The organism is Chelativorans sp. AA-79 (genome assembly GCF_029457495.1).
In the GTDB taxonomy this organism is placed as follows: Bacteria; Pseudomonadota; Alphaproteobacteria; order Rhizobiales; family Rhizobiaceae; genus Chelativorans.
In genome coordinates this window covers 2957255-2976063 of sequence record NZ_CP120361.1, presented here as the reverse complement: position 1 = coordinate 2976063, position 18809 = coordinate 2957255, and the positions used below count along the sequence as shown (strand labels likewise).

Here is an 18809-nt window from a genome sequence, read left to right as displayed (position 1 = left end):
GTCGAGCTGGTCTTGAACTGAGCTGTTTCGGGCTCAGTCCTCCTCGTCGAAGGTGACGATCGCGATCTCGCCTTCGGTCGCGCCCTGCCAGGCCGACAAATGGGGCTCCTCGTCGGGAGCCTCTTCCATTTCTCCGATCTGGTCCAACTCGGCTTCCGCATATCCTTCCTGCGCCAGGGCCTCGAGGGCCAGGCGCACGGCGGTATCGTCGTCCGGCGCGGTGAGCATCACATGCACGCCCTCGCTGGCCTTGCCCTGTTCGCGCCAGACGCGTCCCGTGATGATCATGACGGGCGGCCGTTCATTGTCGTTCATGTGATCGCTCCGGTTCTGCGCACTCCCATCATGCGACAGTGGCATTTATGGCGGGAGAGGAACAGGGCAAGAAGAGGCGCTCCCGTCCGGGCAGCGTGAACCCCGGCTAAATGGAAAAGCTGGTCCCGCACCCGCAGGAGGCGACCGCGTTGGGATTCCTGATCTGAAACGACTGACCGATGAGGTCGTCGACGAAATCGATCACCGAGCCGCCCATATAGACGAGCGAAAGCTCGTCGATCAGGACAGTCGCGCCGCCCTTCTCGATAACGACATCATCTTCGTTGCGGCTCTCCACGAGATCGAACTTGTAGGAAAATCCCGAGCATCCGCCACCCTCGACGGAAACGCGCAGCGCCGTCTTGTCGGGTTCGGCGGCGAGAATCTTGACGATCCGCGTGGCTGCGGCGTCGGTCAGGTCGACGCCCTTCATCTCCGTCTTGGCATCAATGCCCATGGGTCACCTTGCTTTCGTCCGGAATAGATAGGTATGAACGGTTGGACGGCGAGTCAACATGCAGCAGCGATGACAGGCCCGGCAAATCTCGACGGCATCGGCTTTGGCTATCGGCCGCGCGCGGTCTATGCCTGCGATCCCGCTCGCTCGCGCGGCCGTTTCCATCCCGAGCCCGAAAGCCCCACGCGCACGCCGTTCCAGCGTGACCGCGACCGCATCATCCATTCCACCGCCTTCCGCCGGCTGAAGCACAAGACTCAGGTCTTCATCGCTCACGAGGGCGATCACTACCGCACCCGGCTCACCCATTCCATCGAGGTGGCTCAGATCGCCCGTGCCCTCGCGCGTGCGCTGTGCTGCGACGAGGACCTGGCCGAGGCGATCGCGCTGGTCCACGATTTCGGCCACACGCCGTTCGGGCACACCGGAGAGGATGCGCTCAACGAGAAGATGGCCCCGTGGGGCGGCTTCGACCACAACGCGCAGTCGCTCAGGATCGTGACGCGGCTGGAGCGCCGCTACGCGGAATTCGACGGGCTGAACCTCACCTGGGAGACGCTCGAAGGGCTCGTCAAGCACAACGGCCCGCTGACGGACGCGAAGGGAGCCGCGCTCGAGGCTCCCGTGCCGGAGGCGATCCGAAACTACTCGGAACTGCATGACCTGGAATTGAACCGGTTTGCGAGCATCGAAGCGCAATGCGCTGCGATCGCGGACGATATCGCCTACAACGCACACGACATCGATGACGGGCTGAGGGCAGGGCTCCTGACGCTCGATATGCTCCGGGATGTCGGATTGCCCGGCCGTATCCTGCAGGCCGTCAAGGAGCGCTACCCGGATCTCGATCCCGTGCGCCGCGGCCACGAACTCATGCGCCGCCAGATCACGGTGATGGTCGAGGACGTGATCACCACCGCGCGGGAGAAGATCGAAAGGCTGAACCCGGTTTCGCTGGACGGCGTGCATGATGCAGGGTGCACCCTGGTAACCTTCTCCGAGGCAGTGGCCGCGGAAGAAAAGGAGCTGAAGGCCTTTCTCTACCGCAATCTTTACCGTCACCCGTCCGTGCTCGCCGTGCGGCAGGTGGCGGACAGGATCGTGCGCGAGCTTTTCGACGCCTATTTCGCCGATCCGCGCGAGATGCCGGAGGGATGGCGCGAGGGTCTCGACCGGGCGGAAGAACGCATCAAGGCGCGCGACGTCGCGGACTTTCTGGCGGGGATGACCGACACCTACGCACTCAAGGAACACGAGCGCCTGTTTGACCGCACCCCGGATTTGCGTTAGGCGCAGGCGGCTTGGCCGCGGCTCGCGCCGCGGCGCCCAAACAATCCGGGACAAACGTCCATGAATATCTTTGCCGATTTCTCCGATCGGGTCCTCAATGCCGTGAAGGCGCTCGGGCTCAAGCCCAAGGAAGGCGGCGAACTCGATTTCTCGCGCGTTGCCATCGAGCCGCCGCGCGATCCCAGCCACGGCGACATCGCCACGAACGCGGCCATGGTTCTCTCCAAGGCGGTCGGAGAGAACCCCCGCGCGCTCGGCGAGCGCCTCGCCGCCGAACTCGCGCGGGATCCGGACGTGGCGGAAGCAAGCGTGGCGGGACCTGGTTTCGTCAATCTTCGGCTCGGAAATGGCTTCTGGCAGGCGCGGCTCGGCGAGATGCTGGATCTTGCCGGGGACTATGGACGCTCGCGCATGGGCGACGGCCACAAGCTCAATGTCGAATATGTCTCGGCCAACCCGACCGGCCCGATGCATGTGGGGCATTGCCGTGGTGCGGTGGTGGGCGATGCCCTGGCGAACCTGCTCTCCTTCGCAGGCTACGGTGTCACACGGGAATACTATATCAACGATGCCGGTGCGCAGATCGACGTGCTCGGGCGCTCGGTGCTCATGCGCTATCGTGAAGCGCTCGGCGAGAATATCGGCCAAATCCCCGAGGGGCTCTATCCGGGTGACTACCTGGTGCCGGTGGGCAAGGCCCTTGCCGGGCAATACGGCACGAAGCTTCTGGAAATGCCGGAGCCGGAGGCCCTCGCGATCGCGAAGGACACGACGATAGACGCAATGATGGCCATGATCCGCGAGGACTTGGCCGCGCTCAACGTCCATCACGACGTGTTCTTCTCCGAGCGGTCTCTGCATGCCGGAAACGGCGGCATGATCCGTTCGGCCATCAACGACCTCACGCTCAAGGGCCATGTCTACAAGGGCAAGCTGCCGCCGCCCAAGGGCCAGCTTCCGGAGGATTGGGAAGACCGGGAGCAGACGCTCTTCCGCTCCACGGAAGTGGGGGACGACATCGACCGGCCGCTCATCAAGTCCGACGGCACCTTCACCTATTTCGCCGCCGACGTGGCCTATATGAAGGACAAATATGCCCGCGGCTTCGAGCATCTGATCTACGTGCTCGGTGCCGACCATGGCGGTTACGTGAAACGGCTGGAGGCGCTCGCCCGGGCCATTTCGGATGGAAAGCTGCACTTGACCGTGCTGCTTTGCCAACTCGTGAAACTCTATCGCCACGGCGAGCCGGTCCGCATGTCCAAACGGGCAGGGGAGTTCGTGACCCTGCGCGACGTCATCGACGAGGTCGGACCTGACGCCGTGCGCTTCATGATGCTCTACCGCAAGAGCGATGCGCCGCTCGACTTCGATTTCGCCAAGGTGACGGAGCAGTCGAAGGACAATCCGGTCTTCTACGTGCAATATGCCTCGGCCCGCTCCCACTCGGTTTTCCGGCAGGCGAGGGAGCAGCTCGGTGTCGAGCGCTTCGATCGCGCTGCGCTGCGCGCCGCCCTTCACCGGCTCGAAGACGAGGGCGAGATCGCCCTGATTCGCAAGCTCGCGGAATACCCCCGGTTGATCGAGAGCGCCGCCCAGGCGCTGGAGCCGCACCGGCTCGCTTTCTATCTCTATGAACTAGCGAGCCAATTCCATGCCCAATGGAATCGCGGCACGGAGACAGACCGCTTACGATTTGTTAAAGTTAACGACCCAGAGTTGACACATGCCAGGCTGGGTCTGGTGCAGGCTGTCTGCGATGTCGTGACATCGGGACTGACGCTCATTGGAGCGGATGCCCCGGAAGAGATGCGCTGATCGCGGGTTAATACTGTCACCTTTTGCCCACAATGGCTTGGTACGGCCAATTGCAAGTATGACGTCGCCGGCGTCCGACCGGGTGTGGGAAGATGGCTGATAGTACATTCAAGACGAGTGCGGATGCGAACGACCTGCCGCAGGACGATCCTTTCGCTGAACTGACGCGGATCATGGGGCATGATCCCAGAACCGTCACGCCGCATCGCCCGGCGCCTTCGGATTCGACCGACGATCTTGCGCTCGATCTCGAAAGCGAACTGATGGGCGACCTGGGGCAGGAGCAGGACAGTGCTTCCGCCGTCGAAGATGCCTCCAACGATCTCTCCCCCGACGAGTGGCATGCGAGCATCACGCCGTCGTCTGCGGCCGAGCCCGATTTCGAGCGCTCGCTCGACGCGCTGTTGGACGAGGCTTTTGTCGAAGACCAGCCGGAGGGCGTCACCGAGGCTTTCGCGGAAGAGCCGGTGGTGGAAGAGCCTGAGACTTTGCCGGAAGAGCCTGCTGCTTTCCTGGAAGAGGGCGTGCAGCAGCCCGACGACTTTGCATCCGGCCAGGAGGAAGTCGACCACAACGAGTTGGGCCTCCTCGATGAGGAACTTGCCGCGCTGGATGAAGATTTCGCGGCCGAGGAGATCGCCTCCGTCAATGCCGCCGCCGAGGAACCGCAGGCGCACGTCCCTGAATTTTTTGAGAGCGGTCACGAGCCCGCCGCTTCGGCTGATGATGATGTGCCCTTCGACTATGCGAGGGCAGCTGTCGAGCGGCCCGACTTTCTCGCGTCATCCTCCGAGGACGAGCCGGCAGACGACAGCGTGGATTTGCACGAAACCTCGATGTGGGGAAGCGCTCAATCCTGGAGCTACACCCAACAGGCCGAGGAATACCAAGAGGCCGAGACCGAGGAGTACCGGGAGCCTGAACCTCAGGTGACGGAAACACCTGATCGAGCCGACCAGGCTTTTGCTTGGAGCGGCGGGCAAGCCGCCGATGCTGAGGCCGAACCCGCGGCAGACGCGATTGCCCCCGCATCCTACAGCGACGACCTTCCTCCCGAGATCGATACGGTCGAGGTGCCGGAAGCCGCCGTTGCGCTCGCCGAGCAGTTCGACATACCCGAAGTACCGTACAAGGAGGAGGCGAAGCCAGCCTCCGAGCTCGACGAGATCGAGGAGATCCTCGCCGGCGCCTTTGGCGAGACGGCGGAGCAGGGCGAGCAGCAGGGCGATACCTGGGCGGAAACCTCCCCGGCCCGGGAGGATGGGGAAGCCGGTCGTTCGTCGGTAGAAGACGATTTCCTGATGGCCGGCATCGGTGCCGCCACGACTGCGGCCGCCTTCGCCGGCCAGCCTGCCGCGCACACCCAGGCCGACGACTGGACGAATCGGTATGACGATCCGGCCCAGTTTGCGCCCGTACCGGGTGTTCAGCCGCCCGCGGCCTCCCGTGGTTCCCGGCTCAATTCGAGGCTCATGATGGCGTCCGCCGTCATCGGCGGAGTGGCGATTCTGGGCGGAGTGGCCTTCTTTGCCCTCTCCTCCGGGGAGAGCGGCGAACCGGTCCTGCTGTCGGCCGATGCTTCACCCGTCAAGATGCGGCCGGAAAATCCCGGCGGGATCCAGATTCCGAACCAGGAGAATCCCGTCTACAAGCGCGTTTCCGGCGAACAGACCGACCCCGCGGCCGAGCAGCCGCGCCTCGTTTCCTCGACCGAGGAGCCTGTGGTCCTGCCCCTGCCGGATGAAGGGGAACTGGGCCCTGAGGAAGACGTGGCCGGCGGGACCCTGCCCCAGGAGGACGTATCGTCAGCCCCGGTGGAGGAAGCAAGTGCGTCCTCAACCGGCAGTTCAACCCCTGCCGACACGTCGCTGGCGGCGTTATCGGGGCAGGACAGGGCAGACGAATCCACAGATACGGCAGGCGAATCCACTGATACGTCAGGCGAACCGACCGGTACGGCAGGCGAACCGACCGGTACGGTGGGGGAACGTCTGACCAGCAGCCTCCGGCAAGAACAGCTCGATGACAGCGTCGTTACGGTCACGCCGCATCGCGTGCGCTCGCTTGTGGTGCGCCCGGATGGTACGATGGTTCCCCGCGAGGTTCCGCAGCCTGTGCGAGCCGAGCCCGGCGCGGCCGAAATCCGGGGGGAGAGTGTACCCGGCGGCAATACCGGCGAGGATGCCGCACAGGCGCAGCAGGATGCGCAGGACACCGCGGCGCCCGCCGTTCCGAGGACCGGACCGATCCCGCCCTCGCGGCCCGGCAATATCGCGCGGCAGCCGGCCCGGCAGGAACCCGCGTCCGCGCAGCAGCCGCAGCAGGTGGCCGCTCTGGGAACCCAGCAGCCGGCGCAGGCTGCGACCGCTCCCGCCTCGGAATGGTCCGTACAGATCGCCTCCCAGCCCAGCGTGGAGGACGCTCAGAAGTCCTATCAGCAGCTGGCGCAGCGCTATGGAAACGTGCTGCAGGGAAAAGGCGTCAACATCGTCAAGGCGGACATCGAAGGAAAGGGCACCTACTATCGCGTGCGCATTCCCTCCGCTTCGAAGGAGGCGGCCATCCAGCTCTGCACGCAGCTCAAGTCGGCCGGCGGGAACTGCTTCGTCTCGAAATAGGCCCGATACCATTGGAACAGCTTGAAGCCGTCGCGTGCATCGCGGCGGCTTTTTTGCTCAGTTCCCGCTCTCGCGAGCTGTTGCGGTGATGATGTCCTCCATCAGCCCGTGAAGGTCGTCGCGATGTCCGTTGCGGGCGGAAGGCTGGTTCTCCGCCGAGGTCATGACCACCGTGAGATCGAGGCCGGGCACGATATAGATCATCTGGCCGCCATAGCCCCAGGCATAGTTCACGCGATGGCCGGCCATGTCTTCGATGAACCAGCCGTAGCCGTACTGGCCGTCGTGGAAGACCGAGCGTGTGCGCGGCTCCCAGGACGTCTCGATCCACTCCCGCGACACCACCTGCTCATCTCCAGCCCTGCCGCCGTTGCGGTAGAGTTCACCGAAGGCGAGCATGGATTTCGGCGTCATCGCCATCTGGTTGCCGCCGAAGTAGATGCCCTGCGGATCGCGGTGCCATCCGGCAATGGCGAACCCGTCCAGCGGCTCCAGCCACTCCCTCGCAAGATCGAGCGTCGATCGCCCGCTTTCGCGTGTCAGGATTGCCGAGAGCAGATGCGTGTTGCCGGTGGAATAGAGCATGCCGGCGCCGGGATCGTCGGCGAACGGCTCTGCAAGGGCGGCGCGCACCCAGTCGCGGCTTGCCACCCAACGCCCGTAATTGGGCCCCGAAGTACGGCCAAGGCCGGCCTGCATCGAAAGGAGATTGCCGATCGTGATCTCGCGGATGCGCGGGTCGGGGTCGTCGGGCAGCTTGTCACTGAGCAGCGGCGCGATCCTCTGCTCCGGGCCTTCCAGGATTCCCTTGTCGATGGCGATGCCGACCAGGGCCGATACAACCGATTTCGAGGCGGACTTGATGTTGGTCGGCTCATCGGTCGAATGGCCGCCGAAGCCCACGTCGACGAGGATTTCGCCGTCCCGCGCGACGATCAGTGTCTCCAGCGGGGCCAAGGCTTCCGCGCGTTCGATAATCTCCGCGAACGATAGCCGTTCTTCCGGGGCTTCGGAGGTATCTACCGGCTGGGCCGCCACGGATACGGCGCCGAGGATCAAGAAGGGTAACGGAAGGAGGGTGGCGAGAATCGTCTTCATGAGCGCTAAGATAGCGTCAGTCGTGGCCATCCCAAGGCATTGTGCGAAATGGTCCGGACTCCCCTTTCAGGCCAATGCCGCAGGTGCCTTGCCGGACGGATGCCGCTATGCTTACGCCATGAGCGAATCAAAAGCGATGATCCTCGGGGCGTCCGGAACGCGGCTCACCCCGGACGAGATGACCTTCTACCGCGACGAGCGGCCGTGGGGCTTCATTCTCTTCGCCCGAAACATAGCCGAAACGTCCCAGGTGCAGGACCTTGTGGCGGCGATGCGCGACAGCGTTCGCCGCCCGGAGGCGCCGGTCTTCGTCGATCAGGAGGGCGGGCGCGTGCAGCGGCTTCGCCCGCCGATTGCTCCGAATTACCCAAATGCAGCAGCGCTCGGTGCTCTCTATGAGGAGAACCCCGAAGCCGGCTTGCGCGCGGCCTGGCTGCTGTCGCGCCTGCACGCGTTCGACCTTGCGCGCCACGACATTTCAGCCGATTGCCTGCCTGTGCTGGACGTTCCCGTGCCCGGCGCGCATGACGTGATCGGCAACCGCGCCTATGGTCAGGATCCCGATGCCGTGGCGGCGATCGGCAGGGCGGCGGCGGACGGGTTGCTGGCCGGCGGCGTGCTACCCGTCATGAAGCACATTCCCGGCCACGGCCGGGCGGGGGCCGACAGCCACAAGGCCCTGCCGCGGGTGGAAGCGGCCATCGAGGACCTGCGTGCGCGGGATTTCGTGCCGTTCAAGGCGCTTTCCGACCTGCCCATGGCGATGACCGCTCATGTGGTCTATACCGCCATCGACGCGGAGAACCCCTCGACCACCTCCGCGCGCGTCCTTGTGGAGATCGTGCGCGGCGAAATCGGGTTCGACGGGCTCCTGATGAGCGATGACGTCTCGATGAATGCGCTTTCTGGGGATTTCGGCGCCCGCGCGCAGGCAATCCTTGCGGCGGGCTGCGATCTTGTCCTTCACTGCAATGGCGAAATGGAGGAAATGCGGGCGGTTGCCCAACGGGTGCCGGAATTGTCCGGCAAGGCTGCCGAGCGTGCGGAAAGGGCACTCGCCCGTTGTCACGACCGGGACGATATGGACGAGACGACGGCGCGCGCCGAGTTCGGCCGCTATTTCGAGGCGGTCGTCTGATCGAGCAGGATACGGCATTGACCGAGCAAGGACAGCAAGCAGCAAAAGCGGGAAAGCCCATCCCGATGGACAAGCTGTGGGATGAGGAGGCATCCGAGCGCGGCGTTTCCGAGCCGGTGCTCGCCGTCGACGTGAATGGTTTCGAGGGACCGCTCGACCTGCTTCTCCATCTTGCGCGCAACCAGAAGGTGGATCTTGCGCGCATCTCCGTGCTGGCGCTTGCGGAGCAGTACCTGCAATTCATCGAGAGTGTGCGCAAGATGCGGCTCGAGCTTGCCGCCGACTACCTCGTGATGGCCGCCTGGCTGGCCTATCTCAAGTCGCGGCTCCTGATCCCGAAGCAGCGCGGCGACGAGGAGCCCACCGGCGAGGAGATGGCAGCGCTCCTGCAGTTCCGGTTGAAGCGGCTCGAAGCGATCCGGGATGCCGCCACCCGCCTCATCAACCGCAACCGGCTCGGGCGCGAGGTCTTTCCGCGCGGCCTGCCCGAGCATGTGATCGTGGAGAAGAAGAGCGCCTATACGGCGTCTCTCTACGATCTGCTGACCGCCTATGCCAGCCAGCGGCAGCGGCGCGCCGTCACCAATGTGCAGATCGCCAAGCGCGGCGTGTGGTCGCTCAAGCAGGCGCGGGACATCCTCACCCGCTTGATCGGCGAGCTTCCCGACTGGACGGCGCTCGACCGCTTCCTGATCGCCTATCTCACCCGGCCCGAGGAGCGGGCAACCGCGGTCGCCAGCACCTTCGCCGCCTCGCTGGAGCTCGTTCGCGAGGGGGCGCTCGAAATCAGGCAGCAGGAACCCTTCGCGCCGATCTACATGCGCGGCGGCCGGAAACGCCGCGAGGAGACAGAGACAGCGCCATGACCGAAACCGCGTCCGCAAACGTCATTCCCTTCGCCGCCGAGGGCGAAACGGAAGCCGCGCCGGAAGACCGCGCCTCCTCCGCGATCGCCTTCGCCGAGGCCAAACGGATGGCAGAGGCCCTCGTGTTCGCCAGCGCCACGCCGGTCTCCTCCAAGGCGCTCGCCGAGCGCCTGCCTGACGGCATCGACATTCCCGCGGTGATGGCCGCGCTCAGGAAGGACTACGAGGCCCGCGGCGTGAATCTCGTGCGCGTGGAGGACTCCTGGGCGTTCAGGACGGCCGGCGATCTTGCCTTTTTGATGAGCCGCGAGGCCGTGCAGCAGAAAAAGCTCTCGCGCGCGGCCCTCGAGATGCTTGCCGTCATTGCCTACCACCAGCCCGTCACCCGCGCAGAAATCGAAGAGATCCGCGGGGTCGAGACGTCCAAGGGCACGCTCGACCTCCTGCTCGAGACTGGCTGGATCCGCATGCGCGGCCGGCGCCGCACGCCGGGCCGGCCGGTGACCTATGGCACGACGGCCGAGTTCCTCGACCATTTCGGGCTCGAGGAATTGCGCGACCTGCCGGGCATCGACGAGCTCAAGGGTGCGGGCCTGCTTTCCTCGCGCATGCCCTCCAACTTCTCCGTGCCGCAGCCGCCGGCCGATCCCGACGCCATGACGGACGAGGAAGATCCGCTGACGGATATCGACCTTGAGGAACTCGGTCTGTTGACACCGCAGATCGAGGATGATTGACGCTGTTTCCGGGGCAAGGCTCCCGGAAAGCGGGCAGGGTGAGAACGTCGCAGAGATGAACGAGACCGTGGAGAAACCCGCGCGGGTGACCGCCGGCGTCACCTTCGCCGCGCGGCTTGCCTTCGAGGCGGTGAGCCATCGTTTCGCCGCCGGCCAGACGACGCTCGACCGGGTGTCGCTTGCGGCCGAGCCGGGCGAGGTGCTCTGTCTTCTGGGCCCGTCGGGATCAGGCAAGACGACGCTGTTGCGCATTGCGGCCGGTATCGAGGCGCAGACCTCCGGGCGAGTTCTCCTGAACGACCGCGAGATCGCGGGCCCGGAGGTCTTCCTGCCGCCCGAGCAGCGTTCGATCGGCCTCGTCTTCCAGGATTTTGCACTCTTCCCGCATCTCACGATCCTGGACAATGTGCGTTTCGGCCTGACGGCGCTGTCGCGGGATGAGGCAAAGCGAGAGGCGATGATCGCACTCTCCCGTGTCGGGCTCGAGCGCTACGCATCCGCCTATCCGCATCTTCTTTCCGGCGGCGAGCAGCAGCGCGTGGCGCTTGCCCGCGCCCTCGCGCCCCGCCCGGCCGTTCTTTTGATGGATGAGCCTTTTTCCGGCCTCGATTCGCGCTTGAAGGACGCGGTGAGGGCCGAGACGCTCTCCATCCTGCGCCAGAGCAGGGCGACGGCGATCGTCGTCACGCACGACGCGGAGGAAGCCATGCGCATGGGCGACCGGATCGCGCTTCTGCGGGGAGGCCGGCTGGTGCAGGTGGGAACTGCGGAGGAGCTCTATCTAAGGCCGGCAGATCTCTTCGTGGCAGGCTTCTTCTCCGAGCTCAACCTGTTCGATGCGCGGGTGGCGGGCGGCCGGGCCGAGACCCCGGTCGGCCAATTTGCCGCACCCGGACGAAAGGACGGCGATGCGGTGACCGTGGCGATCCGGCTTCCCGGCTTCGAAGTCGCCGAAGGCGGCGGTCAGGTGGAGGCGAGGGTGGTTTCCCGCCGTTTCCTGGGCGTCGTGGAACTCCTGGAGCTTGCGGTACCTGGTGCGGACGAATATGTGCGCGCGCGCATCCGTGCCGGCCAGCTTGCCGCCGGTGTCCGCGACATATGGCTGAATGTTCGCCCCGCAGACGTACTAGTGTTTGAAAGACGGCGCGAAAGCGCATAAATCAGAGAAAGACCTCTCTAACGGGTAAAGAGATCAATCATGGGTTCCTTTTCAATCTGGCACTGGCTCATCGTGCTCGTGGTGGTGCTGCTCCTGTTCGGCCGCGGCAAGATCCCCGAACTGATGGGCGACATGGCCAAGGGCATCAAAAACTTCCGCAAGGGAATGGGCGACGAGGCCGAGGACGCGAAGACGGTCGAGCACCGCGCCGAAGAGCCGGTGACGGACACGAAGCAGAAGGCGAGCAAGTCCTAGCCTTCGCTCGGTCTGTTCCTCGGAATATTAGACGATGCTCGATCTCGGCTGGTCCGAAATACTTGTCATTGCGATCGTGCTGATCGTGGTTGTCGGGCCGAAGGATTTGCCGCGTGTTCTGCGCGGTTTCGGCCGTACGACGGCGAAGTTGCGGTCGATGGCCGGCGATTTTCGTCGCCAGTTCGACGAAGCGCTGCGTGAAGCCGAACTCGATGACGTGAAGGGACTGGCGGACGATTTCCGCAAGCTCGATCCCCGCGCCGAGATCCGCAAGCATTTCACTCCCTTGGAGGAGGCCGGCCGGGAAATCCGCGACGGTCTCGGCGAGGCGGCGAAGGCGAAGCCGGCGGTCACCGGCACTGCATCCACACCCGAACCGGCGGCGCCGCTGAAGAACGGCGCGGCCAGCCTGCCGGGTGACGGCGGCTCTTCCGCTGCTTCGGCGACCCAGCCGGCCGCAAAGGCTGAACCGAGCAAAGACACCAAACCCGCCGTCGCGAAGAAAAGAACCCCGGCGGCAAAGCCCGCGTCCGCCAAGAAGACGTCCGCTGCGAAGGCTACGGCCGCCACGGCTCGAAAGCCTTCCGCGCGCAAGAAGAAGACAGCAGGAACCGCCTCGTGAATGCCAGGGACGACGAAGACGAGGTGGAAAAATCCTCGGCGCCGCTTATGGAGCATCTGATCGAGCTGCGCTCTCGGCTCATATGGGCCATCGGCGCGTTCTTTGTCGCCTTCCTCGTCTGCTTCTTCTTCGCCAAGGAAATCTTCAATCTGCTGGTTATCCCTTTCCAGTGGGCATCCCGATGGGCCGGGCTCAATTCCGAGCAGGTCGATCTCATCTATACTGCGCCGCAGGAATTCTTCTTCACGCAGATCAAGCTTGCAATGTTCGGCGGTCTCGTGATCGCCTTCCCGATGATCGCCACGCAGGTCTACAAGTTCGTCGCGCCGGGGCTTTATCGCAACGAGAGGCGGGCGTTCGTGCCGTTCCTGATCGCCTCGCCGATCCTGTTCCTCAGCGGTGCGGCCCTCGTCTATTTCTTCTTCACGCCGATGGTGATGTGGTTCTTCCTGTCCATGCAGCAGGTGGGGCCGGAAAATGAAGTGCAGATATCGCTTCTGCCGCGCGTTTCCGAATATCTCGGCCTGATCATGACGCTGATCCTGTCCTTCGGGCTGGTTTTCCAGTTGCCCGTCGTGACCACGCTGTTGGCGCGTGTGGGACTTCTTTCCTCCCAGGCGCTGGCTGACAAGCGCAAGGTCGCGATCGTGATCGCCTTCGTGGTCGCCGCCGTTCTGACGCCTCCCGATCCGGTGAGCCAGATCGGTCTTGCGCTTCCAACCATCATTCTCTACGAGATTTCCATCTGGAGCGCCCGGATGGTGGAGCGCAAACGCGAGGAACAAAGGCAGGCTGCCGAAGCCGCTGAGGCGGAGGAGAGCAGCCCGGCCTCGGCGGATGCCGGCACGGGCCCGGCCTGATTCCCTCGGCTTGATTCTCCTTCCGGGTGGTCCGAAGGCCTTTTCACACCCGGATTTTGAATCATGCTCGATATTCGATGGATTCGCGAGAACACCGATGCTCTCGTGCACGCTCTTGAGAAGCGCGGACAGGACGGGGGCGGGGCGCGATCCATGGTTGATGCGATCATCGCCGCCGACGAGGCGCGCCGCAGCCATTTGACGAAGCTCCAGGAAGCGCAGGAGCGCCGCAATGCCGCCTCCAAAGAGATCGGCAAGGCTATGGGCGCCGGCGACAAGGAGACGGCCGAGCGCCTGAAAGCCGAGGTGGCCGAGCTCAAGAGCTTCGTCCAGGACGGCGAGGCGCGGGAGCGCGAGTTGGACGAGGCGTTGCGCGACCTGCTTGCGGGCATCCCCAACATACCGCTCGACGATGTCCCGGTGGGGCCGGACGAGACCGCCAATGTGGAAATCCGCAGGAGCGGCAAGGCGGAGGTCCCCAACTGGGCGAAGGAGCATTTCGAGATCGGCGAGGCGCTCGGCCTCATGGATTTCGAGCGGGCCGCAAAGCTTTCCGGCGCGCGCTTCACCGTACTCACGGGTACGCTCGCCCGCCTCGAACGCGCGCTCGGTCAATTCATGCTGGATCTGCATACGACGGAGCACGGCTATACGGAGGTGCAGCCGCCGCTTCTGGTGCGCGACGAGGCGCTGTTCGGCACGGGGCAGTTGCCGAAATTCGCGGAGGATCAGTTCCGCACCACCGACGGCCGCTGGATGATCCCCACCGCCGAAGTCCCGCTCACCAATCTCGTGCGCGAGGAAATCCTCGACGCGGAAAAGCTCCCGCTGCGCTTCACGGCGCTCACGCCCTGCTTCCGCTCGGAAGCCGGTTCGGCGGGGCGGGATACGCGAGGCATGCTGCGCCAGCACCAGTTCTACAAAGTCGAGCTCGTGTCCATCACCGATGCCGAGAGCTCGATGGAAGAGCATGAGCGCATGACCGCCTGCGCCGAAGAGGTGCTGAAGCGGCTTGATCTGCCGTATCGTACGGTGGTGCTGTGCACCGGGGACATGGGTTTCGGTGCCCGGAAAACTTACGATATCGAGGTCTGGCTGCCCGGCCAGAAGACTTATCGTGAGATCTCGTCCTGCTCCGTCTGCGGCGACTTCCAGGCCCGGCGCATGAACGCGCGCTATCGCGCGGCGGGCGACAAGCAGCCGCGCTTTGTCCACACGCTCAACGGCTCGGGCACCGCTGTCGGTCGGGCGCTGATCGCGGTCATGGAAAATTACCAGAACGAGGACGGCAGCATTAGCATTCCTGAAATCCTGCAGCCTTATATGGGCGGGCTGAAGAAGATCGAACCGGCAAGGAGCTGACGTGCGGATCCTCCTCACCAATGACGACGGCATTCACGCCGAAGGGCTGGCGGTCCTCGAGCGGATCGCAAGAACGCTGTCCGACGACGTGTGGGTGGTGGCGCCGGAGACCGACCAGTCCGGCTTTGCGCATTCGCTTTCGCTGTCGGAGCCGCTCAGGATGCGCAGGATCGACGACCGCCATTTTGCGTTGCGCGGCACGCCGACGGACTGCGTGATCATGGCTGTCAGGAAGGTGATGGATACGCCGCCCGACCTTGTGCTTTCGGGCGTCAACAACGGGACGAACATCGCCGATGACGTGACCTATTCCGGCACGGTGGCGGGCGCGATGGAGGGCACGCTGCTCGGCATCCGCTCGATCGCATTCAGCCAGGACTATGATTTCGTCGATGATGTGCGGATGATCCCGTGGGAGACCACCGAAGCGGTCGGTCCCGCGCTCTTGGAAAGGCTCGTGACGACGGACCTGCCCCAGGGGGTGTTCCTGAACGTCAATTTTCCCCGCTGCGCACCCGGGGAGGTGAAGGGGACCCGCGTCACCGCCCAGGGCAAGCTGGTGCACGGCCTGTCGATCGACGAGCGCCGCGACGGCCGCGGCTTCCCCTATTACTGGCTGCGCTTCGGGCGGCAGAAGTCGGAGATTCGCGAGGGCACGGACCAGGCAGCCGTGCGGGACGGCTATGTCTCCGTAACCCCGCTGCATCTGGACCTCACCGCGCATGAGGTGCGCAGCGCGCTGACGAAGGCGCTTGCATGACCACCGGAGAGGAGGAGCGCGAGGGCTTCGCCGCCTTCATGCTGCGCATGCGCGCGCGCAACGTGGCTTCGAAGGAGCTTTTTGCGGCCATGGAGGCCACGCCGCGCAGCGGCTTCGTGCCGGCGGAATGGAAGGGCCGGGCCTGGTCCAACCGCACGGTGCCGATCGAGTGCGGCGAGACGCTGGAGTCCTGCGATCTGCATGGCTCCGTGCTCAATGCCCTCGATCTACAGCCCGGCCTGCGCGTGCTCGAGATCGGTACAGGCTCGGGCTATACCTCGGCTGTCATGGCGCGCATGGCGGGACGGGTCCTGACCCTCGACCGCTACAGGACGCTTTGCGAGCAGGCGCACCAGCGTCATGAGGCTTTCAACCTTTCCAACGTCATCGTGCGCCAGGCGGATGGAAGCGAAGGGGCGAGCGACGGGCCGTTCGATCGCATCGTCTCATGGGCCGCTTTCGAGGAACCGCCTCGCCGCTTCGTCGACTGCCTTGCCAGCGGCGGCATCATGGTGGCACCGGTGGGGCCGGGCGATGACGTGCAGATGATGAGCAGGTTCACCAAGATCGGCAGCAGGTTCGAGCGCGAGGATCTGGAACCCGTCCGTTTGCAGCCCCTCACCAAGGGTGTCGCCCAGGCTCTCTGACCGATTGGGTGAAATCGACGCTGAAATCTCGGGTTGCTTAACTGCCCAGTAAGATTAACGCGCTTTATAATGAGCCCGAACAATGGGAATGCGCGGGTAGCCTCATGCTCTTGGGAATCACACAGCGGCACAGGACATTGCTTGGCAGGGGTGCGGCGGTTCTCCTGATCGGAGGATTGGCCGGGTGCAGCTCCACGAATTTCACCGACGGCCTCACCACCAGCTCGACGGCGCCCGTCACCGTCGCCCAGGCGAATCAGCCTTATCCGGGTGACGTCGTGCGGCCGAAAGCGGATGTCGGCGGAGGCGGGATCCTGCAGCCCGCCGCTCCCGTCTCTTCGCTGCCGCCGCCCTCGGCGCCCACCTATGGCGCTTCGACCAGCGCGGCGCCGGTGTCCTCGAATGTTTCGTCCTCGCCGCTTCCCCCGCCCGGCGGCGCATCGCGGTCAGCCGCAGCGCCGGCGCCCGTGGAGCAGCCGCGCAGTTCGGGGGGGCAAATGGCAGCTGTGCCGCAGGCTCCCAAACCTCAGGCGCAGGGCGGCACCTACACGGTCGCCTCCGGCGACACGCTTTATGCGATCTCACGCCGGACCGGCGTAAGCGTGGACCGGCTGAAGCAGGCGAACGGTCTTGGTGACGGCTCGATCCGCATCGGCCAGGAGCTGGCAATTCCCGGAGCCTCGACGGCCGTGGCTTCCGCGGCGCCTGCCCGCAAGTCGGATCCGGTGAACGTCAGCGCGACGCCGTCCGCCAAGCCTGCTGCGCAGAAGCCGGTCGTCGCTGCCAACACGAAGAAACCCGAGGCGGAAGAGGAGCCGAAGGTCACCGCCTACACGCCGCCCGCCGAATCGAAGCCCAAGGCAGTGGAAGCCGTGGATCAGACAGAGGTCGCGGCCCTCACGCCCGAAGCGACCGGAGTCGGCCGGCTCCGCTGGCCTGCCCAGGGGCGTGTCATCGGCAGCTTCGGCAGCAATGGCGGACGAAAGAACGACGGCGTGGATATCGCGGTGCCCGAGGGAACCGCCGTACACGCGGCGGAGAACGGCGTGGTCATCTATGCCGGTGACGGCCTGAAGGGCTTCGGCAACACGGTTCTCGTGCGCCACGAGGACGGGCTCGTCACGGTCTATGGCCACGCTTCGGAACTGAAGGTGAAGCGTGGCGACAAGGTGCGCCGAGGCCAGGAGATCGCGCTTTCCGGCATGACGGGCGATGCCGAACGGCCGAAGCTGCATTTCGAGGTGCGCAAGGGGACGAGCCCTGTCGATCCCATGACATATCTGCGCTGAGACGGCAGGGGCCGCCCGCTCAATCCTTCAGCTTCTGCCCCAGCCGTCCGGCGAGATCCTGGATGAATTGCCAGGCGACGCGGCCTGACCGGCTGCCGCGCGTGGTTGCCCATTCCAGCGCTTCCGCGCGCAGTGTGTCAGCATCGATCACGAGCCCGTGATAGCGGACATATCCTTCGATCATGGCCAGATACTCGTCCTGCGAGCATTTGTGGAAGCCGAGCCACAGGCCGAATCGGTCTGACAGGGAGACCTTCTCCTCGACGGCCTCCGACGGGTTGATTGCCGTGGAACGCTCGTTCTCGATCATGTCACGCGGGAGCAGGTGACGGCGATTGGATGTCGCATAAAGGATGACATTGTCCGGACGCCCCTCCACCCCGCCTTCGAGCGCGGCTTTCAGCGATTTGTAGGACGTGTCGTCGTGATCAAAGGAAAGATCGTCGCAGAACAGGATGAAGCGGTAGCGCGCATCCTTCAGGAGCGTCATCAGCTTCGGTAGGCTTTCAATGTCCTCGCGGTGGATTTCGACGAGCTTCAGATTTCCCGCTTCCGTTTCCCGTGCGCGGTTGACCCGTGCGTGCGCGGCCTTGACCAGCGAGGACTTGCCCATGCCACGGGCCCCCCAGAGAAGGGCATTGTTGGCAGGCAGCCCTGCGGCAAAGCGGCGCGTGTTGTCGATCAGGATGTCGCGCACGCGATCGACACCCTTTATGAGGCTGATATCGACCCGGTTCACATGCGGCACGGGAAGAAGGCTGCAGGTCTCCGCCTGCCAGACGAAACAGTCCGCCGCGTCGAATTGGGGCTCCGGCGCTGCAGACGGGGCAAGGCGCGAGATCGTCTCGATCAGGCGGTCAAGCTTTTCATTCAGTGTTTGCAGGGCCTTGTCTGTCATCGCGGTTCATCCTCAGGACAGTACCGTACGGTACGGTTCTGACATGGGGCCTGGTCCTTTGCAAGCCGTGAAGGGGGCGAAGCGGTACGCTCTTCGTCTTCGCGCCGAGGGTGCGAGGGAAGCGCTGCCGTGTGTTGGAAGCCTAAGACGTGAGCAAGCGCCAGAGGCGGTTGCAAACAGGGGCCGAACATCTATATTCCGCGCAGTTTTGACGGCTGGGCTCAGCCTCTGCATCTCAGGAGTTTCTTCATGTTTGTAACACCGGCATATGCCCAGGCGGCGGGAGCACCGGACATGTTGGTCAGCATTCTGCCCTTTGTGCTGATCTTCGTGATCATGTATTTTCTCATCATCCGGCCGCAGCGCCAGCAGATGAAGAAGCGCAACGAGATGCTCGCCAATGTGCGCCGCGGCGACACGGTCGTCACCGGCGGCGGCCTTGTCGGGAAGGTGACCAAGGTCATCAACGACAGTGAGCTGGAGGTCGACCTTGGCGGAACGAAAGTGACCGCGGTGCGCGCCATGCTTGCCGACGTGCGCGTGAAGGGTGAACCGGCGGCGCCCGACAAGGCCGCCAAATAAGCCCGCACGAAGCGGGATACCGGGCGCGGCTCGCAGAG

19 protein-coding genes are annotated in these 18809 nt (G+C 64.6%); 15 read left to right on the top strand and 4 right to left on the bottom strand.

Translation table 11 applies throughout. The annotated features are described in order from the left end of the window. Positions 1 to 33: 33 nt before the first annotated feature. Positions 34 to 315, bottom strand: coding sequence for a transcriptional regulator (locus tag PVE73_RS14485; RefSeq protein WP_277362927.1), 282 nt, complete (start codon positions 313 to 315; stop codon positions 34 to 36). A gap of 106 nt (positions 316 to 421) precedes the next feature. Next, the gene (gene erpA, locus PVE73_RS14480) at positions 422 to 772 is read right to left on the bottom strand and encodes an iron-sulfur cluster insertion protein ErpA (RefSeq protein ID WP_277362926.1); all 351 of its coding nucleotides are present in this window, start codon (positions 770 to 772) and stop codon (positions 422 to 424) included. A 69-nt stretch (positions 773 to 841) separates the two neighbouring features. On the opposite strand from erpA, the gene PVE73_RS14475 reads away from it, so the two are divergent. From PVE73_RS14475 to PVE73_RS14465, 3 genes are all read left to right on the top strand, one after another. Further along, positions 842 to 2062: a deoxyguanosinetriphosphate triphosphohydrolase gene (locus PVE73_RS14475; protein ID WP_277362925.1), complete on the top strand. Its 1221-nt coding sequence runs from the start codon at positions 842 to 844 to the stop codon at positions 2060 to 2062. Positions 2063 to 2122: 60 nt separating this feature from the next. Then, the gene (gene argS / locus PVE73_RS14470) at positions 2123 to 3880 is read left to right on the top strand and encodes an arginine--tRNA ligase (protein ID WP_277362924.1); all 1758 of its coding nucleotides are present in this window, start codon (positions 2123 to 2125) and stop codon (positions 3878 to 3880) included. 92 nt (positions 3881 to 3972) lie between these two features. Continuing rightward, positions 3973 to 6498, top strand: a complete 2526-nt coding sequence (locus tag PVE73_RS14465) for an SPOR domain-containing protein (protein WP_277362923.1) — start codon at positions 3973 to 3975, stop codon at positions 6496 to 6498. A gap of 57 nt (positions 6499 to 6555) precedes the next feature. Here the strand turns inward: PVE73_RS14465 and PVE73_RS14460 are convergent, their stop codons facing one another. After that, complete coding sequence (locus PVE73_RS14460; RefSeq protein WP_277362922.1) at positions 6556 to 7596, bottom strand: serine hydrolase; 1041 nt, start codon at positions 7594 to 7596, stop codon at positions 6556 to 6558. Positions 7597 to 7714: 118 nt separating this feature from the next. On the opposite strand from PVE73_RS14460, the gene nagZ reads away from it, so the two are divergent. The 11 genes from nagZ to PVE73_RS14405 all read left to right on the top strand — a co-directional run bounded on the left by nagZ (position 7715) and on the right by PVE73_RS14405 (position 17291). Then, positions 7715 to 8734 (top strand): beta-N-acetylhexosaminidase, encoded by a 1020-nt coding sequence (nagZ, locus tag PVE73_RS14455; protein WP_277362921.1) that lies wholly within the window; start codon positions 7715 to 7717, stop codon positions 8732 to 8734. A gap of 65 nt (positions 8735 to 8799) precedes the next feature. Beyond that, complete coding sequence (locus PVE73_RS14450) at positions 8800 to 9600, top strand: ScpA family protein (RefSeq protein ID WP_277367463.1); 801 nt, start codon at positions 8800 to 8802, stop codon at positions 9598 to 9600. Then, positions 9597 to 10337 (top strand): SMC-Scp complex subunit ScpB, encoded by a 741-nt coding sequence (gene scpB, locus PVE73_RS14445; protein ID WP_277362920.1) that lies wholly within the window; start codon positions 9597 to 9599, stop codon positions 10335 to 10337. The genes PVE73_RS14450 and scpB overlap by 4 nt, the downstream gene beginning before the upstream one ends. Before the next feature lie 55 nt (positions 10338 to 10392). After that, positions 10393 to 11496 (top strand): ABC transporter ATP-binding protein, encoded by a 1104-nt coding sequence (locus PVE73_RS14440; protein ID WP_277367462.1) that lies wholly within the window; start codon positions 10393 to 10395, stop codon positions 11494 to 11496. A 39-nt stretch (positions 11497 to 11535) separates the two neighbouring features. Further along, positions 11536 to 11751: a twin-arginine translocase TatA/TatE family subunit gene (locus PVE73_RS14435; protein ID WP_277362919.1), complete on the top strand. Its 216-nt coding sequence runs from the start codon at positions 11536 to 11538 to the stop codon at positions 11749 to 11751. A gap of 34 nt (positions 11752 to 11785) precedes the next feature. Beyond that, positions 11786 to 12373: a Sec-independent protein translocase protein TatB gene (gene tatB, locus PVE73_RS14430; RefSeq protein ID WP_277362918.1), complete on the top strand. Its 588-nt coding sequence runs from the start codon at positions 11786 to 11788 to the stop codon at positions 12371 to 12373. Beyond that, the gene (gene tatC, locus PVE73_RS14425; protein ID WP_277362917.1) at positions 12370 to 13233 is read left to right on the top strand and encodes a twin-arginine translocase subunit TatC; all 864 of its coding nucleotides are present in this window, start codon (positions 12370 to 12372) and stop codon (positions 13231 to 13233) included. Before tatB ends, tatC begins: the two co-directional genes overlap by 4 nt. Before the next feature lie 63 nt (positions 13234 to 13296). After that, complete coding sequence (serS, locus tag PVE73_RS14420) at positions 13297 to 14595, top strand: serine--tRNA ligase (protein ID WP_277362916.1); 1299 nt, start codon at positions 13297 to 13299, stop codon at positions 14593 to 14595. Between the two features lies 1 nt (position 14596). Beyond that, positions 14597 to 15355, top strand: coding sequence for a 5'/3'-nucleotidase SurE (surE, locus tag PVE73_RS14415; RefSeq protein ID WP_277362915.1), 759 nt, complete (start codon positions 14597 to 14599; stop codon positions 15353 to 15355). Further along, positions 15352 to 16002 (top strand): protein-L-isoaspartate(D-aspartate) O-methyltransferase, encoded by a 651-nt coding sequence (locus PVE73_RS14410; protein ID WP_277362914.1) that lies wholly within the window; start codon positions 15352 to 15354, stop codon positions 16000 to 16002. Before surE ends, PVE73_RS14410 begins: the two co-directional genes overlap by 4 nt. 104 nt (positions 16003 to 16106) lie before the next feature. Continuing rightward, positions 16107 to 17291: a M23 family metallopeptidase gene (locus PVE73_RS14405; RefSeq protein WP_277362913.1), complete on the top strand. Its 1185-nt coding sequence runs from the start codon at positions 16107 to 16109 to the stop codon at positions 17289 to 17291. Between the two features lie 19 nt (positions 17292 to 17310). Here PVE73_RS14405 and PVE73_RS14400 read toward each other — a convergent pair whose 3' ends face one another. Beyond that, the gene (locus tag PVE73_RS14400) at positions 17311 to 18189 is read right to left on the bottom strand and encodes an ATP-binding protein (protein ID WP_277362912.1); all 879 of its coding nucleotides are present in this window, start codon (positions 18187 to 18189) and stop codon (positions 17311 to 17313) included. Between the two features lie 249 nt (positions 18190 to 18438). Between PVE73_RS14400 and yajC the strand changes: the two genes are divergently transcribed. Continuing rightward, positions 18439 to 18771, top strand: coding sequence for a preprotein translocase subunit YajC (gene yajC / locus PVE73_RS14395; RefSeq protein WP_277362911.1), 333 nt, complete (start codon positions 18439 to 18441; stop codon positions 18769 to 18771). The last annotated feature ends 38 nt before the right edge of the window (positions 18772 to 18809 follow it).

Excerpts from the sequence above, each read along its gene's own strand:
- PVE73_RS14485 (WP_277362927.1), bottom strand. The coding sequence starts at position 315 with ATGAACGACAATGAACGGCCGCCCGTCATGATCATCACGGGACGCGTC.
- erpA (WP_277362926.1), bottom strand. The coding sequence starts at position 772 with ATGGGCATTGATGCCAAGACGGAGATGAAGGGCGTCGACCTGACCGAC.
- PVE73_RS14475 (WP_277362925.1), top strand. The coding sequence starts at position 842 with ATGACAGGCCCGGCAAATCTCGACGGCATCGGCTTTGGCTATCGGCCG.
- argS (WP_277362924.1), top strand. The coding sequence starts at position 2,123 with ATGAATATCTTTGCCGATTTCTCCGATCGGGTCCTCAATGCCGTGAAG.
- PVE73_RS14465 (WP_277362923.1), top strand. The coding sequence starts at position 3,973 with ATGGCTGATAGTACATTCAAGACGAGTGCGGATGCGAACGACCTGCCG.
- PVE73_RS14460 (WP_277362922.1), bottom strand. The coding sequence starts at position 7,596 with ATGAAGACGATTCTCGCCACCCTCCTTCCGTTACCCTTCTTGATCCTC.
- nagZ (WP_277362921.1), top strand. The coding sequence starts at position 7,715 with ATGAGCGAATCAAAAGCGATGATCCTCGGGGCGTCCGGAACGCGGCTC.
- PVE73_RS14450 (WP_277367463.1), top strand. The coding sequence starts at position 8,800 with ATGGACAAGCTGTGGGATGAGGAGGCATCCGAGCGCGGCGTTTCCGAG.
- scpB (WP_277362920.1), top strand. The coding sequence starts at position 9,597 with ATGACCGAAACCGCGTCCGCAAACGTCATTCCCTTCGCCGCCGAGGGC.
- PVE73_RS14440 (WP_277367462.1), top strand. The coding sequence starts at position 10,393 with ATGAACGAGACCGTGGAGAAACCCGCGCGGGTGACCGCCGGCGTCACC.
- PVE73_RS14435 (WP_277362919.1), top strand. The coding sequence starts at position 11,536 with ATGGGTTCCTTTTCAATCTGGCACTGGCTCATCGTGCTCGTGGTGGTG.
- tatB (WP_277362918.1), top strand. The coding sequence starts at position 11,786 with ATGCTCGATCTCGGCTGGTCCGAAATACTTGTCATTGCGATCGTGCTG.
- serS (WP_277362916.1), top strand. The coding sequence starts at position 13,297 with ATGCTCGATATTCGATGGATTCGCGAGAACACCGATGCTCTCGTGCAC.
- PVE73_RS14410 (WP_277362914.1), top strand. The coding sequence starts at position 15,352 with ATGACCACCGGAGAGGAGGAGCGCGAGGGCTTCGCCGCCTTCATGCTG.
- PVE73_RS14405 (WP_277362913.1), top strand. The coding sequence starts at position 16,107 with ATGCTCTTGGGAATCACACAGCGGCACAGGACATTGCTTGGCAGGGGT.
- PVE73_RS14400 (WP_277362912.1), bottom strand. The coding sequence starts at position 18,189 with ATGACAGACAAGGCCCTGCAAACACTGAATGAAAAGCTTGACCGCCTG.
- yajC (WP_277362911.1), top strand. The coding sequence starts at position 18,439 with ATGTTTGTAACACCGGCATATGCCCAGGCGGCGGGAGCACCGGACATG.